The 14,596-nt window shown below is 66.5% G+C and carries 20 protein-coding genes and 1 tRNA gene; 7 read left to right on the top strand and 14 right to left on the bottom strand.

Going from position 1 to position 14,596, the window contains the following annotated elements; translation table 11 throughout:
* Positions 1 to 147: 147 nt before the first annotated feature.
* From AB4Z37_RS31490 to AB4Z37_RS31480, 3 genes are all read right to left on the bottom strand, one after another.
* Complete coding sequence (locus AB4Z37_RS31490; protein ID WP_441520615.1) at positions 148 to 354, bottom strand: hypothetical protein; 207 nt, start codon at positions 352 to 354, stop codon at positions 148 to 150.
* Between the two features lie 257 nt (positions 355 to 611).
* Positions 612 to 980: a YidB family protein gene (locus tag AB4Z37_RS31485; protein WP_441520614.1), complete on the bottom strand. Its 369-nt coding sequence runs from the start codon at positions 978 to 980 to the stop codon at positions 612 to 614.
* Between the two features lie 188 nt (positions 981 to 1,168).
* Positions 1,169 to 1,825 (bottom strand): glutathione S-transferase family protein, encoded by a 657-nt coding sequence (locus AB4Z37_RS31480; protein WP_441520613.1) that lies wholly within the window; start codon positions 1,823 to 1,825, stop codon positions 1,169 to 1,171.
* A 119-nt stretch (positions 1,826 to 1,944) separates the two neighbouring features.
* Here AB4Z37_RS31480 and AB4Z37_RS31475 point away from each other — a divergent pair, with 119 nt between their 5' ends.
* A complete protein-coding gene (locus AB4Z37_RS31475) occupies positions 1,945 to 2,217 on the top strand; it encodes a DUF3253 domain-containing protein (protein ID WP_441520612.1) in 273 nt (90 codons plus the stop codon).
* A 12-nt stretch (positions 2,218 to 2,229) separates the two neighbouring features.
* Here the strand turns inward: AB4Z37_RS31475 and AB4Z37_RS31470 are convergent, their stop codons facing one another.
* From AB4Z37_RS31470 to AB4Z37_RS31460, 3 genes are all read right to left on the bottom strand, one after another.
* On the bottom strand, positions 2,230 to 3,027 hold the full coding sequence (locus AB4Z37_RS31470; RefSeq protein ID WP_441520611.1) for a YdcF family protein: 798 nt from the start codon (positions 3,025 to 3,027) through the stop codon (positions 2,230 to 2,232).
* Between the two features lie 117 nt (positions 3,028 to 3,144).
* Complete coding sequence (locus AB4Z37_RS31465; protein WP_441520610.1) at positions 3,145 to 3,963, bottom strand: aldo/keto reductase; 819 nt, start codon at positions 3,961 to 3,963, stop codon at positions 3,145 to 3,147.
* A gap of 51 nt (positions 3,964 to 4,014) precedes the next feature.
* A complete protein-coding gene (locus AB4Z37_RS31460) occupies positions 4,015 to 4,302 on the bottom strand; it encodes a helix-turn-helix domain-containing protein (RefSeq protein WP_441520609.1) in 288 nt (95 codons plus the stop codon).
* Between the two features lie 248 nt (positions 4,303 to 4,550).
* Here AB4Z37_RS31460 and AB4Z37_RS31455 point away from each other — a divergent pair, with 248 nt between their 5' ends.
* Both AB4Z37_RS31455 and AB4Z37_RS31450 read left to right on the top strand, forming a co-directional pair.
* Positions 4,551 to 5,339, top strand: coding sequence for a polysaccharide deacetylase family protein (locus tag AB4Z37_RS31455; protein WP_441520639.1), 789 nt, complete (start codon positions 4,551 to 4,553; stop codon positions 5,337 to 5,339).
* A gap of 100 nt (positions 5,340 to 5,439) precedes the next feature.
* On the top strand, positions 5,440 to 6,768 hold the full coding sequence (locus tag AB4Z37_RS31450; protein WP_441520608.1) for a polysaccharide deacetylase family protein: 1,329 nt from the start codon (positions 5,440 to 5,442) through the stop codon (positions 6,766 to 6,768).
* Positions 6,769 to 6,820: 52 nt separating this feature from the next.
* Here AB4Z37_RS31450 and AB4Z37_RS31445 read toward each other — a convergent pair whose 3' ends face one another.
* The gene (locus AB4Z37_RS31445; protein WP_441520607.1) at positions 6,821 to 7,186 is read right to left on the bottom strand and encodes a hypothetical protein; all 366 of its coding nucleotides are present in this window, start codon (positions 7,184 to 7,186) and stop codon (positions 6,821 to 6,823) included.
* A 457-nt stretch (positions 7,187 to 7,643) separates the two neighbouring features.
* On the opposite strand from AB4Z37_RS31445, the gene AB4Z37_RS31440 reads away from it, so the two are divergent.
* Positions 7,644 to 7,919, top strand: coding sequence for a hypothetical protein (locus tag AB4Z37_RS31440; RefSeq protein ID WP_441520606.1), 276 nt, complete (start codon positions 7,644 to 7,646; stop codon positions 7,917 to 7,919).
* A 55-nt stretch (positions 7,920 to 7,974) separates the two neighbouring features.
* On the opposite strand, the gene AB4Z37_RS31435 is transcribed toward AB4Z37_RS31440, so the two are convergent.
* Positions 7,975 to 9,345, bottom strand: a complete 1,371-nt coding sequence (locus AB4Z37_RS31435) for a hypothetical protein (RefSeq protein ID WP_441520605.1) — start codon at positions 9,343 to 9,345, stop codon at positions 7,975 to 7,977.
* Between the two features lie 243 nt (positions 9,346 to 9,588).
* Here AB4Z37_RS31435 and AB4Z37_RS31430 point away from each other — a divergent pair, with 243 nt between their 5' ends.
* On the top strand, positions 9,589 to 10,356 hold the full coding sequence (locus AB4Z37_RS31430; protein ID WP_441520604.1) for an outer membrane protein: 768 nt from the start codon (positions 9,589 to 9,591) through the stop codon (positions 10,354 to 10,356).
* Between the two features lie 263 nt (positions 10,357 to 10,619).
* On the opposite strand, the gene AB4Z37_RS31425 is transcribed toward AB4Z37_RS31430, so the two are convergent.
* Together AB4Z37_RS31425 and AB4Z37_RS31420 are read right to left on the bottom strand one after the other, a co-directional pair.
* A tRNA-Leu gene (locus tag AB4Z37_RS31425) sits at positions 10,620 to 10,704 on the bottom strand.
* A gap of 86 nt (positions 10,705 to 10,790) precedes the next feature.
* Positions 10,791 to 11,033, bottom strand: a complete 243-nt coding sequence (locus tag AB4Z37_RS31420) for a FliM/FliN family flagellar motor switch protein (RefSeq protein WP_441520603.1) — start codon at positions 11,031 to 11,033, stop codon at positions 10,791 to 10,793.
* Positions 11,034 to 11,092: 59 nt separating this feature from the next.
* Between AB4Z37_RS31420 and lipB the strand changes: the two genes are divergently transcribed.
* Entirely contained in the window at positions 11,093 to 11,818 is a 726-nt protein-coding gene (gene lipB, locus AB4Z37_RS31415) for a lipoyl(octanoyl) transferase LipB (protein WP_441520602.1), read from the top strand.
* 4 nt (positions 11,819 to 11,822) lie between these two features.
* Here the strand turns inward: lipB and AB4Z37_RS31410 are convergent, their stop codons facing one another.
* A complete protein-coding gene (locus AB4Z37_RS31410; RefSeq protein WP_441520601.1) occupies positions 11,823 to 12,251 on the bottom strand; it encodes a tautomerase family protein in 429 nt (142 codons plus the stop codon).
* A gap of 115 nt (positions 12,252 to 12,366) precedes the next feature.
* Here AB4Z37_RS31410 and AB4Z37_RS31405 point away from each other — a divergent pair, with 115 nt between their 5' ends.
* Positions 12,367 to 13,215 carry a LysR family transcriptional regulator gene (locus AB4Z37_RS31405; protein ID WP_441520600.1) on the top strand — a complete coding sequence of 283 codons (849 nt, stop codon included), beginning with the start codon at positions 12,367 to 12,369 and terminating at the stop codon, positions 13,213 to 13,215.
* A 17-nt stretch (positions 13,216 to 13,232) separates the two neighbouring features.
* Here the strand turns inward: AB4Z37_RS31405 and AB4Z37_RS31400 are convergent, their stop codons facing one another.
* From AB4Z37_RS31400 to AB4Z37_RS31390, 3 genes are all read right to left on the bottom strand, one after another.
* The gene (locus AB4Z37_RS31400; RefSeq protein ID WP_441520599.1) at positions 13,233 to 13,547 is read right to left on the bottom strand and encodes an acylphosphatase; all 315 of its coding nucleotides are present in this window, start codon (positions 13,545 to 13,547) and stop codon (positions 13,233 to 13,235) included.
* A gap of 28 nt (positions 13,548 to 13,575) precedes the next feature.
* A complete protein-coding gene (locus tag AB4Z37_RS31395) occupies positions 13,576 to 14,442 on the bottom strand; it encodes an isocitrate lyase/PEP mutase family protein (RefSeq protein ID WP_441520598.1) in 867 nt (288 codons plus the stop codon).
* A gap of 7 nt (positions 14,443 to 14,449) precedes the next feature.
* Positions 14,450 to 14,596: acetyl-CoA carboxylase biotin carboxyl carrier protein subunit (locus AB4Z37_RS31390; RefSeq protein WP_441517809.1), on the bottom strand; the 147-nt coding region annotated here is incomplete at its 5' end.

Genomic DNA, 14,596 nt, shown 5'->3' with positions numbered 1-14,596 from the left:
CGATGTAGCCCAAGCCCAGTTCATGAAAGACGCCCCTCGCAGATGCTCGGCGAGCGCCGCGCCCCGACACCCGTAATCGATCTTCACTGACCGATCGATACGACATCAATAGGGCGAACAGGCTATATCAACAGGGCAAAGACGGTCTCAGGCGACCCCGACGAGCTGGCTTTCCTTGGCCACGCGCTCGAACGCTTCGGTCGAACTCTTGATGCGATACTGGCAATCGTCGCCTTCGGTCGGAAGCTGCCGGATCACTTCGTAGGCACCGCTGGCGGCGGGCCGCGCCACATTGCTGGCGGTGAAATAGACTGCGTCACCGACGCCGAACTTATGCTTCAACACCCTCTCCATCACGCAAACACGAGAAAATCGGCCCGCAGGTCCCGATATGGCCGACGGGATGCCCGCATTGGCTATAGCACGCCATCCGCCTGATTGGCCAGCTTTTTGGGGGGATGGTAAGTGCGAAAATTTTCCTTTTTGATCAAATAGATGAGGTGAGTTTTGAGCACCGGAAAACGGCCCTGCCGCAGCACGCTCGCTGCGGCGCGGCAAAGCATCGCCGCGGCTCGCGCCGCGACGCCAGAAATTTGAACAGACTCAAGTGCTTAGGCAGTATGAGGCAAGGTCCCGTTCGGGCTTGCACGGTCGACAGCGGTCGGCAGTTCCTTGGCCAGCGCGTCGAGCAACTGGTCCATCGGAATGCCGAAGCGCGCGGCGAGCTGCTTGACCTGGTCGCTGTTCAGCACCTGCTTCAACTGATCGGATGAGATCGGCAGGTTCTCGCCATTGCCGAGCCAGGATTTGACCTGGTCGCCGAGCCCCGCCTGCTGCAGCTTGCCAAGGATCGCGGACAGGCCGCCCTGCCCACCACCGCCCAGGACCTCGCCCAGCACTGCCGGCAGCACGCTGGCTTCGAGCTGCCCGAGGATGCCCTTGAAGGCGGGCGAGTTGCCGAGATCGTCGAGAATACCCATAGGATCAGACCTTTCTGAACTGACCGTCCGTGAACGGACCTTCGCCCCACCTCATGGACAGCGACCGCAACCGGGCGCCGCCAAATTCTAGTGCATGTCGCCGCGGCGATGAATCGAAACCTCGGGCCGCTGCGGCCGGGCGATCCCGTAGCGGCCGCGGTGGCGGTGTAGTGCCGACCACCGCGCCGTCAGTCGTCTTCGAACTGTTCGATCACCAGCGTTTCGGCGAGCCCCGCCTCGGTCCACTCGCGGAATGCCGGCAAGGCCTGCATCGTGTCCATATAGGCCCGCACCACCGGCGACACCGCGATGTCGTAGCTGCGGAACCGGTGCACCACCGGCGCGTACATCGCGTCGGCGGCGCTGAACGCCCCGAACAGGAACGGCCCCTGCTCGCCATAGCGGGCGCGGCAGCCGGTCCAGATTTCCTGGATGCGGGCGATGTCGGCGAGCGCAGCATCGGACAGTTGCTTCGCCCGCACCGGGCGGTGCAGGTTCATGCCGCATTCACGGCGCAGCGCTGTGAACGAGGAGTGCATCTCCGCGGATATCGAACGGGCATGGGCGCGCATCGCGCGGTCCTGCGGCCACAGCTTCGCTTCCGGAAAGCGCTCGGCGAGGTACTCGATGATCGAAAGCGAGTCCCACACCACGAGGTCGCCATCACGCAGCGCCGGCACCTTGCCGGATCGTGTGACGTCGAGAATGCGCTGCTTGTCCGCGGCCCCGGTGTAGAGCGGGATCACCACTTCCTCGAACGCGATGCCGGCCGCGCGCAGCACCACCCAGGGGCGCATCGACCAGGACGAATAGTTCTTGTTGCCGATGACCAGCGTCAGGCTCATGATGACCTCTCCAGAACGGCGCGCATCTTGCCCGCACGCTCCGATTCAATCAATCGCACAAGGCCGCGCCGGACATGTGGCGGCTTGCGGTGACGCGGCCGATACGTCATGGCAGTGTCATGACCGCTTCCGATTCGACCGCACCGGCACAACCGCTCGACGAGGCCATCCTGAAGGTCCTGACCACGGCTCCGGGCAAGACGCTGAGCCCGCCGGAGATCGCCCATGCGATCGCCGGCGAGGGCGACTGGCACGACCTGCTGGTGCCGATCCGCCGCGCGGCGGTGACGCTGGCGTTGGCCGGACGCCTCGTGATCTATCGCAAGGGCAAGCCGGTCGACCCCAGCGATTTTCGCGGCGTCTACCGGCTCGGACTGCCGCGACACGATTGAAGGTTGCGCGCGTCAGCGCGGGCCGGGAAACAGCTCGCGGCTCTTGCCGCTCAGCCAGTACGCCGCGAGCCCGCTCCACTCGTGCATGGCGAGATCGGCGCGGCGCAGGCCGTGGCCGAGCGTCTCCAGCGGCAGCAACGCATCGCTCCAGCCGCGCAGCCCCCAATCGACCGGATAGGCCTCGACGTCGAAACCCGCAGCCCTGAACACGCCGACCGAACGCGGCATGTGGAATGCGGATGTCACCAGCAGCCAGCGCTCGCCGGGGCGCGGCGTCACCAGTTCGCGGGTGAAGCGCGCGTTCTCGTCGGTGGTGCGCGAGCGGCTCTCCAGGACGACGCGGTCGCGCGCGACGCCGAACTCATCGAGCAGCCGCCCCGCGATCGGCGCCTCCGGCACCGGCGCCGCGGTCAGGTTGGCGCTGCCGCCAGTGAACACGATGCGGGCATGGGGGTAGCGCCGCGCCAGCCGCAGCATCGCCAGCACGCGTTCGCCCGAGCCTTCGAGCTCGATCGAGCCGCGCGCCGCCGAGATGTCCGGGTTGATCGCGCCGCCGAGGATGATGATGCCGTCCGGATCGCGGCCGTCCGGCTGCCAGGCCGGGAAGCGCTCGGTCAGCGGCAATAGCAGCAACGTGGTGAGCGGCGAATAGCCGACCACCAGCAACACCACCACGGCCAATGCGAGCAGGCACCGGCCGCCGCGCCGCCAGCCGATCACGAGCAGCAGCGCCGCCAGCACGAACAACGCCGCAATCGCATTCGACGGCATGGCGAAAAAGCCGAAGGTCTTGGACAGGATGAAAAACATGCCGGCACGCGCCTCCTCGGACGGCGCCTGCTTGGCCGATCGGCGGCGCAAGATCAACCGCAAAAGCGCGCCAGATCCCTCCGCCGCGCGCGCCGCCCCGATCGCGGACGGACGGCGTCAGTCCCACTCCGGCGCGAAAGCGAAATTGGTCAGCCGGCCGCGCGGGCTCGCCATGGCGAAGATCTCGTCCATCTCCGCGCCCGACAGTGCGAAGTCGAAGATGGCGAGGTTTTCCGACAGCCGCTCGACCCGCGAGGTGCGCGGGATCGCCACCACGTTCTGCTGCAGCAGCCAGCGCAGGCAGATCTGGGCGGCGGTCTTGCGGTATTTCCAGCCGATCCGGGTCAGCACGTTTTCATTCTTCACCTTGCCCTTGGCGATCGGACTGTAGGCGACCAGCGCCATGCCGGGGCGCCGGCAGGCATCGAGCACTTTGGCCTGGCTCAGGAATGGATGATATTCGACCTGATCACAGACGAGCGGCGCTGGACAGACGGCGACCGCCTCCTCGATCAACGCCACGGTGAAGTTCGACACGCCGATATGCCGCGTCAGGCCGAGCTCCCTCATCCGTGCGAGCGCCCCCAGCGTTTCGGCGAGCGGCACATGCGGGTTGGGCCAGTGCAGCAGCGTGAGATCGACAGCGCTCATGCGCAGCCGCGCGAGGCTCTCCTTGAGGGAGCGCTCGAGGTCGAGCGGGGCGAAATGCGTGGTCCAGATCTTGGTGGTGATGAACATGTCGTCACGCCGGATCCCGGAGCTGCGCACGCCGTCGCCGACTTCACGCTCGTTCTCGTAGATCTGGGCGGTGTCGATGTGGCGATAGCCGAGCTTGATCGCCTGCTCGACAAGGCGCGTGCAGGCGCGACCGCGCAGTTCCCAGGTTCCAAGTCCCAGCACGGGAATCCGTGCCCCGTTGGCATCGATCGTGTGCATGGCGGCCTCCGGATCGTTCCACCCCGAGCAAAGCCGCAGCGCCCCCGCCGGTCAAGCGGACGCAGCCGCGAGCGCAGCGAACACCGTGTCGGGCGCATGCGCGATCACCGCAAGCAGCGCCCGCGCCGGACCACGCGGCGTCCGCTTGCCCTGTTCCCAGTTCCGGATGGTCTCGATGGGAACACCGAGCTTGCGGGCGAATTCGGCCTGGGTCAGGCGCGCGCGCTGGCGCAGATCGCGCACCGTCGGCGCACCTGCCATCGCCGGCACGAACGGAAACTCACGTCCCCCGCGCAGTTCGACGATCCTGCCGTCGGCTTTCAATCTCAGACGCTGCATGGTTCGCCCCATCGGCGATCACAGCCATCGCGGCCGCGCGCCATGATCGGTCAGGGCCGTTAAAGTCCCATAAAAGCTGCGCGCCGGCGCCCGGCCCTTGTGCGGCCCTGCCGGTGGCGCAGGACGGCCTGCGGAGATCCCTGTCGACGCCCCGCCCCAATCGGGCCTAAATTGCCATGAGACAATTGTCCAAACACACAATCGCCGTGCGGYCGACAACGCCGGTCGCCCAGTCGGATTTGATCATCATGGCCCTGCCCCGCGCCGCTTTCGCGGCCACGCTGCTTGTTGCTGCCGTAGCCGGCCCGGCCCACGCCGCGAACTGCCCGCGCCCCGACGCGCTCGGCACGTCCCGCGTGCTCACCGTCGATCCGCAGGCCACCCCTCAGGTCGGCACCAAGAGCTTTCCACAGACACTGCCGCTCGCCGACAAGGAGGTGGTGCTGACGTTCGATGACGGCCCGCGGCCGCAGACCACGCGCAGGATCCTCGACGCACTCGCCCGCGAATGCGTGCGGGCGACGTTCTTCATGATCGGCCAGAACTCGGCCGCAAATCCGCAACTCGTCAAGGCGATCGCCACCGCCGGCCACACCGTGGGCCACCACTCATGGAATCATCCGAACATGAGCACGGTGACCGAGACCGAGGCGCTCGACAACATCGACCGCGGCATCGCGGCGGACGAGACCGCCCTGAACGGCCGGGCCACCACGACGCCGTCGACACCGTTCTTCCGCTTCCCGTACTTCGCCTCGACGCCGGCGCTGCTGGACAAGATGCAGGCCCGCGGCCTTGCGGTGTTCGGCGCTGACCTCTGGGCCAGCGACTGGAACGAGATCACGCCCCAGCAAGAACTCAATCTGGCCACCGAGCGGCTGCAATCCGCCCGTAAAGGCATCATCCTGTTCCACGATACAAAAGCCCGAACCGCAGCGATGCTGCCGGATTTCCTGCGTTTTTTACGCACCAACGGCTATCGCGTCGTCCATATTGTTCCGAAACAGCCCGAGACGGATGAACGCCTCACCCATTGAACCGATCCCGTTCGCCGGCCGACGGAACCTCGGCGGTTGGTTAAGGCATCGTTCATTCGCCGGCCGCTATGGTCGATGCGGACTGGGACGGTATGGTGAAATGATGAAAGCTGCGTTGCTCGGGCGTCGGGGCCCGGTGTCTGCCGTTGGCCTCGGCCTTGCCGCCGCAGCACTGCTGGCGGCAGCGTCAGCAGCCTGCGCGGCGGACTGCCCCGGCAATCCCAACGCGCTTGGCACCTCGCGCACCCTGGTGATCGATCCGGCCGACCACACCAAGATCGGCACCATGCAGTATCGCGAGACGCTGCCGCTCAGGGATCACGAGGTGGTGCTGACCTTCGACGACGGCCCGCTGCCGCCGCACAGCACCCAGGTGATGCAGACGCTCGCCTCCGAATGCGTCAAGGCGACCTTCTTCATCATCGGCCGGATGGCCAAGCAGTTTCCCGACGGCGTCCGCCGCCTGTACGCGGCCGGCCACACCATCGGCACCCACAGCGAGAACCATCCGCTGAGCTTCCACCACATGCCGATCGAGCGCGCCCAGCAGGAGATCAACGACGGCATCGAGCATACCGCCGCCGCGCTCGGCGATCCCGCCAAGGTGGCGCCGTTCTTTCGCATTCCGGGGCTGCTGCGCGCCGAGGGCGTCGAGGACTACCTCGCCTCGAAGGGCATCATGACCTGGAGCGCCGACTTTCCTGCCGACGACTGGCGTCCGATCTCCTCGACCCAGGTGCTGAACTACGCGCTGACCCGCCTCGAGGCCAAGGGCAAGGGCGTGCTGCTGCTGCACGACATCCAGGGCCGCACCGCAACCATGCTGCCGACCCTGCTGCGCGAGCTGAAGTCCCGCGGCTATCGCATCGTGCATGTCGTGGCCGCGACGCCCGATCTGCCGAAGACCCCGACCGAGCCACGCGACTGGCTGATGCATCCGGATGCGCCGCAGCCGATGGCGGTGCAATGGCCGGCGGTGCCGCGCTTCGTGCCCGGCGCGGCGGCACAGATGCCGGCCCTCGATCTCGCGGACATGCGCTACATCGACGACCCCACGATCTTCAATGGCCGCGACCGTGTCTACCGCCCCAGCCGCTTTGTCGCCGATACCGTGCCGCTGCCGCCCGCGCCAGCCTGGCCGCGCCTGCCGGCGGCGATCACGCTGACCGCGACCACCGAGCTTCCGATCCCGGACGCCGCGCTGTTCCGCATGCCCCGCCTGTCCGGCGCGGGAATCCGGCTGGCGCGGCACGGCCAGCATACCCAGCGCCCCGCCCCCGTGACCACGGAAACCACCGGCGCTCGACCGGCCGCAGCAACCGCCCGCCCCGTCGCCTATCAGTCCAGCGCCGCGGCGCCGCGGCAAATGTCGGGAAGCTGGCCGGTCACGACCGTCGGGCTGCAGCGCGGTCCTATCACGCCGCACTGAGCGCCTCCGGCGCGCGACGGACGGCTTCACGGCGACGACCGCCTCCGCCTGCTCAGCTGGCCACGATCTTGGCCAGGCACAGCAAAACGATCAGGCACAGGAACAGGAGGTCGATATAGGCCTTCACCTCGCCGTGCCGGCGCAGCTGGGTGACCTCACCGACGATCTGCTTGCGGGGCGGCTCGACCGGCTGAAGGATGGTCGCCAGCCGCCGCGTCTCGATCTCCAGCCGCTCGATGCGTTGATAGAAATAGAACGAGCGCAGCGCCGAGACGGTGCGCATCGAGGCGTAGACCAGCACCATGATCGCGACGATCGCGCGCTGCTGATAGCGGTCGAGGAAGTTCAGGCTGAAATAGACCATCGCCATGAACAGGAAGTTCGAAAGAAAGCGGTAGACGAAACTGAATGCGGTCATCTCATGATTCCGAATATTCCGAATGGCCCGCGCAACATGGCGCCACGCGCCGCGTCCGCGGTTGATGCGACAAGCGAGCGGCCGTCCATCCGGCGGGCGGGCCGGCTCGGCCTTGCTGGCAACGGTGATTCCGATCTTCCCCCAACGACGTGATCCCGGCGCACACAGCGTTGCGGCAACGCCGGGAAACGTTCTGAAACTCAAGGCAATTCACATAGCGGACGTTCGTGTCACGTTTTCGCGACCCGCCGTGCGCGGTCGTGATCATTGCGACAATGCATGATCGCCACAGCGCAGAACAGCAAGCGGAAATTCTCTCCCGCCCGCCGCCCGATCACGACTCGCGCACGAAAAGTTCACCGCGAGATTATCCCAACACCATGACGCCCGACGTATGAATTCGTCCGCGAACGAAGGCAATGATGCCGCGTTTGTTTGGAAAACATGAGACAACATCATGATCAAAAATTTGAACAAAAATCTCCTCGGCGCAGCTCTTCTCGCCACTGTCGCGCTGTCTGCCGCGCCAGCCTCGGCAGCCAAGCCGATCGGCTGCGGCGGCGATCACATGATGAAGGTCAATGACTGGGTGTCCGGCCTGCCCGATGCCGAACCGAACAAGTGGGTTGCGGTGAAGGAGCTGGCGCTGGCCAACACCGCGCTCAGCGAATCCAAACCCGGTGAATGCGCGGCGCATCTGAACCGCGCCGAGCATGCCGGCATGGCGCACTGAGGTTGCTGCCTCCGGGGCGAAGCGCGGCCTTCGCCCCGGATTTTCGCTCCGCCCCTCAATAGGCCGTGGCCTTCCCCGATGCGACCTGCGTCACGCCATAGGCCCAGCTGCGACGGTCGGCCGCAAAGCGCGAAATGCCGCGCGCCGCCAGCATCTCGTCGATCACCGCCGGCGTCGCCACGCCCTTCGCCAGCATCTGGTCGAGCTTGAACTCGTCGACCACGAACGGCTTGCCGGCCATGCGGCACAGCACCTTGTTGTCGCAGGACACGGCCCCCGGCAGCGCCGCGACGCGGGCGGCCTCCTGCCGCGTGACGGCCGCGGCCTGCACGAAGGTCGCGCGGAAGTCCGGGCTGAACAGCACCAGCGCCGGCTCGTGCCGGTTTGTCAGCAACAGCCGCAGCAGCAGCACGATCACCATGCCGTCGCAGACCTGCGCGGCGCTCCAGCGCCGCGCCAGCACGGTGGCGCCGGCACCGTCGAGCGCCAGCGCGGTGCCGATCCCCACCGCCATCACGAGATCGTACTCGGCATTCTGGAATACGGCGTCGCCGCACCACTGCAGCAGACAGGACGCGAGACCGACCGCCATGAACAGCGTCGTGAACCGTGCGGCATCGCTGCGCCGGTTGGCGACGGCCCACAGCGCCGTGATCGCGACGCCCGCTGCCTGCCATTGCAGGTGGCCGACGTTCTGGATGATGCGCGCCGGATTGTAGGACCGCGGCGTCAAGAGGTTGGCGAGAAAGTCGGGCCCGAACACCAAACGGCAGACGACGAGCCCGCCCAGCGCCGCGGCGCCGCTGATCGCCACCGGCGCCAGCGCCTTGCGCCCGTCGCGGACCAGCAGCCACAGCACGGCGGTGACCGGAATTGCGATCATGTTGTGCTTCCAGAAGCCGGCGAGCACCATCAACAGCAGCGGACCGACGCTGGATCGCCCCGCCCGCTGGCGGGCCAGAAACCACACCAGCGCCGCGCCCATGACCGCCTGCCCGGCGAGCTGCGGATCATCGGCCCCGACATAGTTGAGGAAGTTGTGCGCCATCACGGCGATGACGCTGAGCCCTCCGACCCCGCCCCACACAAGGCTGGCGCCGAGAAGCCGCGCAGCCAGCGCGATCTCGACGGCGACCGCCAGCAGGCCGACGATGGACAGCGCCCGCCCGACATAGAGCGCGTCGCCGAACAGGTTGGCGAGCTGGCCGATGGCATAGAACGACAGCGGCGGATAATTGTTGACGATCAGGGCGTCCGGCTTCGGGTACACCGACAGCCAGCGCGCGCCCATGTCCTGGTAATAGGCATTCCAGCCCTCGGTCGGCCAGATCTCGAGCGGAAACTGCGCCCGCCAGGCCGGCCAGATCAGGAAATAGACGGCGACCACGCCGAAGACGCCGAGATACCCCCACGCACGCAGCCGCATTCAGCCCGCTCCCCCCAAGCCCAGGCCCGCAAGATGACGGCTTGTGCCACGATCGGGCCAGCGAGGGAAATCGGGTGCACTTTCATCTCATCCAGCACCAGTCCATCAGGCGAAATGTGCCCGCCATGCAACAGGGGCGCGAGAAAAGTCAGATGAACGAGAAAAACCGGCCCACCGCAACCATCACGAGTTTAGACTGCTCAAATACCTGAGGATTTTTAGATAGTTCGTTGGGAGTGGGAATTGAAAATCGCATGTCTGACGGCTGCCGTCACGGTTGCATTCGCTTCGTCCGCATTCGCCGCCGATCTCGCCCCAAGGCTTTACGCCAAAGCTCCTCCGGCACCACCTGCTTCCACCTGGACCGGCTTCTACATCGGCGCCGAAGGCGGCGCCGGCTGGGGCAGCGACAACTGGCAGTTCAACAACGGCCGGACGGTTCACGACAGGTTGAGCGGCGGCCTCGCCGGCGGCGTCGTTGGCTATAACTGGCAGCTGCCCAACAGCCCTGTCGTGCTCGGTCTCGAAGGCAGCTTCGACTGGGCCAGCCTGGAAGCCGCAGCAAGCTGCCCCAACCCCAATTTTACCTGCAGCTCCAAACTCGACCAGCTGTACTCGGGCACCGTAAGACTGGGATACACGTGGGAGAGCGCGCTATTCTTTGCCAAAGGGGGCTACGCCTGGACACAACAGCATGTTCTCGCAAAGCAAACCGCCCTGCTGAACACCTTGAACGGAGTTCCGATCGGAAACGACACCGCCGGCAGCGCCGGTCGCAGTGGATGGACGATCGGCGGCGGCGTCGAAGTCATGTTTGCTCCAAACTGGAGCGTGAAGGCCGAGTACGACTACTACGACTTCGGAAGCTCGATCGTGGACAAGTACCCGACCAATACCTTTTTCATCGTCAATCCGTTCAATGAACGCATCAATTCAAAACTCAGCGTTCAAACGGTGAAGGCCGGCATCAACTACCATTTCAATTGGGAAAGCCCGCTGGTCGCGAGGTAATTGAGGCGACCGGGGCCGCTTTACGGCAAAACTGACGGGATCAGCTGGTCACACGGATTGATCCCGTCACCGATCGCGGTTGCCCGGCATCTGGGCGCGGAGGCGAGAAGGCCTGCGCATCGCCTCCCCTGTGGCTTGCAGCATTTCAGCAAGCCGACAGCGCCAAAAGACAACCAGCGAACCATAAGACAACCAGCGAACAACGTCGCGAAAAGCCCTCGCCGGGCTTCTCAGCTCATTCATCGAGCCTGATTGTGCGGGGCTGGTGCGGTCGAGAGGACTCGAACCTCCACGATTTTACTCACTGCCACCTCAAGGCAGCGCGTCTACCAATTCCGCCACGACCGCAGGGGATTGGCGCTGAACGTGAATCAGCGCCACATCAACCGGCGCTCCTGTAACAAATCAGGTCTGCACCGGCAAGGCCCGAATGCCTATCTATGATCAGGAGTTCGGGGCAACATTCGCTTGACTTCAACCGCGATCCGGTTGCGATTGACCACCACCGCCCCGCTGGCGACAGACAGGTTGTTGGCCAGCACCTTGACCTCGTCCTGTTCGGTGGCATCGAGCTCGATGATGGCGCCGCGGCTGAGGCGCATCACCTGATGGATGGGCATGGTGGTCGTCCCGAGGACGACCATCAGATCGACGGAAACCTTGTCGAGGGTGGACACGGTGCACCGGACTCACACGATGGACGATGGCCCGACATCACCATGAATATGGTTAGCTAATGGTTAACGACCGACAAGCTCTTGATCTTGCTCCATTTCGGGCAATCGACGGAGCCGTGGCAGCGGAATGGCTGATCTCGGATGTCGCGATCCCCTATCCCGATGCCCTTGCCGCCATGGAGCAACGGGTGGCCGACATCGCGGCTGGCCAGGCCCCCGAGCTGGTGTGGCTGCTGGAACACCCGCCGCTCTATACCTCCGGAACCAGCGCCCAGGAGGGCGATCTGCTCGATCCGCGCTTTCCGGTATTTTCCACAGGTCGTGGCGGCCAGTTCACCTACCATGGACCCGGCCAGCGGGTGGTCTACCTGATGCTCAACCTGAAGCAGCGGCGGCCCGACGTCCGCGCCTATGTCGCGAGCCTGGAAGAACTGATCATCCGCACCCTGGCCGCGTTCAATGTGCGCGGCGAGCGGCGCGAGGACCGGGTCGGCGTCTGGGTCGCCCGGCCCGACAAGGGGCCGGGCTTCGAGGACAAGATCGCCGCCATCGGCGTGCGGCTGAAGCGCTGGGTGTCGCTGCACGGCATCGCCATCAATGTCGAGCCGGAGCTCGGCCACTTCGCCGGCATTGTGCCCTGCGGCATCGCCGACCCGCGCTATGGCGTCACCAGCCTCGTCGACCTCGGCCTGCCGGTGACCATGGCCGACGTCGACGTGGCGCTGCGGCAGGCGTTCGCGGAGATTTTTGGCCCTGCGACCGCCCGCCTCACCGAAACGGCCTGAACGATCAGGCCGCCGGCAGCTGCGGCGACACGCCGAGCTTGCGCGCGATGTAGCGCCGCTCCTGGGTCAGGCCGCCAAAGCCATAGGCGTCAGCCCGCACGTCATTGACGTGGACGTAGCTCTCATGGTGCAGCGGCCCGAGCAATTCCCCCATCCGCTTGAAGACCGCCGCGACATAGGCCGCCTTCTCGTCCTTGGTGTTGGTGCCGTCGACGATGCGGATGTCGAGCCAGAAACTCGCCAGCTTTTGATCCTGGAGCGAGACGCCGCCGGCGAACCAGTCGGCCGGATCGGCGGCTTCCACGATGACCGCGGTGACCTTCGGATCCTTGTGCAGGATCTCGGCGGCGAGCCCGCTGGCGGCCTCGACGAGGTCGGCCTTCAGGGTCGGCGAGGTCTTCTGGGTGGTGTAACGCACGGTGATGAGCGGCATGGTCGTTCTCCTCGAAATGACGCGATCGATCGCGTTGAGGACAAGCTAGGCGCCGGCCTATGATTTTGGTATCTTATGATTATTGATATCAATCATAAGATAATGTGATGATGCCATGATCGCGCTCGACATCCCGACGGTGCAGGCTTTCCTGCTGGTGGCCGACCTTCAGAACTTCACCCGCGCGGCGGAAGCGCTCGGCACCACCCAGGCGGCCGTCTCCATGAAGCTGCAGCGTCTCGAGGCGCTGCTCGGCAAGCGCCTGCTCGAACGCTCGCCACGCGCCGTGCGGCTGACCGCCGACGGCATCGCGTTCCGCGACAATGCCGCGGCCCTGATGGCGGCCCATGATCGCGCCCTCACCGGCACCCAGCCCGTGCGGCAGCAACTGACGCTCGGCGTCAGCGATCATGCAGCCGGCCCCGAGCTGGTGCCGCTGCTGGAGCGGCTGCGCGGCCTCGCTTCGACACTGACGCTGTCGGTCTCGATCGGCTTCTCCCGCGAATTGCTGGACGCCCTCGACGCCGGCGCCCTCGATGCCGTGATCGTGCGCCAGGAGGCCGGCCGGCGCGGTGGCGAGATGCTGACCGAGGACCGCTTCGGCTGGTTCGCGGCGCCGGCATTCGAGCTGTCATCCCACGCCAGGCTTCCACTCGCGACGCTTGCGCCCCCCTGCGGCGTGCGCGCCCTCGCCGTGCGGGCGCTCGACAAGGCCGCGGTGGCGTGGAGCGAGGCCTTCATCGGTGGCGGCGTCAGCGCGGTGGTTGCCGCCGCCCTCGCCGGGCTTGCAGTGGCACCGCTGGCGATGCGCATCGCCCCGCCCGGCCTCGTCGACATCGGCCCCGCGCATGGGCTGCCGGAGATCGGCCCGTCGAAGGTGATGCTGCACTCGCGCGTCAGCGACGCCGGCAAGCTCGCCGCGCTGCGCCTGCTGGCCGCGGCGTTCCGCAAGGCCGCGGCCTGACGCTCACGGGCGCATCATCAGACAGTCGCGAGCACGGCGAAACGCACGCCAGCCGGCCGCTGCGCCAACAGGCCCATATCACCATCCTGCTCGTCGATCGCATCGACCCGCGCGAGCGCCGGACCACGGCGGCAGGCGACGATCATCTGCGCCACGTCACTGGCGGCGCCGGCGAACACCGCCTCCACCGCGCCGTCGCGGCGGTTGCGCACCCAGCCGTCGAGGCCGTGCGGCTGCGCCGTCTCATCGACCCAGGCACGGTAGCCGACGCCCTGCACCCGGCCGCGGATCATGACATGCCGCACGACGAAATCTGCCACCGGTTCGCTCATGGTCGTCCTCGTGAAGTCCGCGAAAGGGTCAGCCGCCGAGGCCGAGCCAGTCGGCCAGCCGCCGCTTCATCGCCTCGTCCCGCATCACCCGCGCGGTCAGTTCCGCCGCCGGCAGGCCAGCCAGCGCCTTCGGCTTCACGCCCTCGCGCAGCGCCTTCAGCGTCGCATAAACGGCCTGCGCGGCGGCCGCGATCGGCGCATGGCCCTGATTGGCGATCCGCACCCGCTGGGCGCTCAGGAACGCATCATCATCGAGCTCGCCATCGACAGTGCCGAGCATGATCGGCAGATGTGTGGCCTCGGCGATCGCCTGCAGCTGCGCCCGGCTTTTCAGTCCGGTAAAGAACAGCGCATCGACGCCCGCCGCCTCATAGGCGCGGGCGCGCGCGATGGTGTCGTCGAGGCCGCTGATCGCGGCGGCCCCGGTGCGGCCGAAGATCACCAGCGACGGATCACTGCGGCCGTCGCGCGCCGCCTTCATCTTGCCGACGCCCTCGTCCAGCGTGATCAATTGCGGCTTCGCCGCGCCATAGGCCTGCGGCAGCAGCGTATCCTCGATGGTCAGCGCCGCGACGCCGGCGCTCTCCAGCTCCTCGACCGTGCGGCGGACATTCAGCGCGTTGCCATAGCCATGATCGGCGTCGACCAGCAGCGGCGGCCCGCCTGCGCGGGTGATGCGGCGCACCTGCTCGACCAGCTCGGTCAGGGTGATCAGCACGAGGTCAGGCTCGCCGAGGATCGCCAGCGCCGCCGCCGAGCCGCCGAGAATGCCGATCTCGAACCCGAGATCGGCGGCGATCCGCGCCGACACCGCATCATACACCGAGCCCGGCCGCACCACCGCGGGGCCGCCAAGCACAGTCCGAAAGATTGCGCGCCGCTGCTGCGCCGACATCATCACCTCACGCAAACTCGAGGATCAGGGCGTCGACCGCAAGCGTCGCACCAGCCTTGGCATGGATCGCCTTGACCGTGCCGTCGCGCTCGGCGCGCAACACGTTCTGCATCTTCATCGCCTCGACCACCGCCAGCGTCTCGCCGGCCTTGAT

Source organism: Bradyrhizobium sp. 2TAF24, assembly GCF_052115025.1.
In the GTDB taxonomy this organism is placed as follows: domain Bacteria; phylum Pseudomonadota; class Alphaproteobacteria; order Rhizobiales; family Xanthobacteraceae; genus Bradyrhizobium_A.
This window is presented reverse-complemented; position numbering and strand designations above follow the sequence as displayed.

Coding starts and splice junctions, on each gene's coding strand:
- AB4Z37_RS31435 (WP_441520605.1), bottom strand. CDS start 9,345: ATGCGGCTGCGTGCGTGGGGGTATCTCGGCGTCTTCGGCGTGGTCGCC.
- AB4Z37_RS31410 (WP_441520601.1), bottom strand. CDS start 12,251: ATGCCGCTCATCACCGTGCGTTACACCACCCAGAAGACCTCGCCGACC.
- AB4Z37_RS31490 (WP_441520615.1), bottom strand. CDS start 354: ATGGAGAGGGTGTTGAAGCATAAGTTCGGCGTCGGTGACGCAGTCTAT.
- AB4Z37_RS31455 (WP_441520639.1), top strand. CDS start 4,551: ATGGCCCTGCCCCGCGCCGCTTTCGCGGCCACGCTGCTTGTTGCTGCC.
- AB4Z37_RS31480 (WP_441520613.1), bottom strand. CDS start 1,825: ATGAGCCTGACGCTGGTCATCGGCAACAAGAACTATTCGTCCTGGTCG.
- AB4Z37_RS31465 (WP_441520610.1), bottom strand. CDS start 3,963: ATGCACACGATCGATGCCAACGGGGCACGGATTCCCGTGCTGGGACTT.
- AB4Z37_RS31460 (WP_441520609.1), bottom strand. CDS start 4,302: ATGCAGCGTCTGAGATTGAAAGCCGACGGCAGGATCGTCGAACTGCGC.
- AB4Z37_RS31440 (WP_441520606.1), top strand. CDS start 7,644: ATGATCAAAAATTTGAACAAAAATCTCCTCGGCGCAGCTCTTCTCGCC.
- AB4Z37_RS31395 (WP_441520598.1), bottom strand. CDS start 14,442: ATGTCGGCGCAGCAGCGGCGCGCAATCTTTCGGACTGTGCTTGGCGGC.
- AB4Z37_RS31445 (WP_441520607.1), bottom strand. CDS start 7,186: ATGACCGCATTCAGTTTCGTCTACCGCTTTCTTTCGAACTTCCTGTTC.
- AB4Z37_RS31405 (WP_441520600.1), top strand. CDS start 12,367: ATGATCGCGCTCGACATCCCGACGGTGCAGGCTTTCCTGCTGGTGGCC.
- AB4Z37_RS31450 (WP_441520608.1), top strand. CDS start 5,440: ATGATGAAAGCTGCGTTGCTCGGGCGTCGGGGCCCGGTGTCTGCCGTT.
- AB4Z37_RS31470 (WP_441520611.1), bottom strand. CDS start 3,027: ATGTTTTTCATCCTGTCCAAGACCTTCGGCTTTTTCGCCATGCCGTCG.
- AB4Z37_RS31400 (WP_441520599.1), bottom strand. CDS start 13,547: ATGAGCGAACCGGTGGCAGATTTCGTCGTGCGGCATGTCATGATCCGC.
- lipB (WP_441520602.1), top strand. CDS start 11,093: ATGGTTAACGACCGACAAGCTCTTGATCTTGCTCCATTTCGGGCAATC.
- AB4Z37_RS31475 (WP_441520612.1), top strand. CDS start 1,945: ATGACCGCTTCCGATTCGACCGCACCGGCACAACCGCTCGACGAGGCC.
- AB4Z37_RS31485 (WP_441520614.1), bottom strand. CDS start 980: ATGGGTATTCTCGACGATCTCGGCAACTCGCCCGCCTTCAAGGGCATC.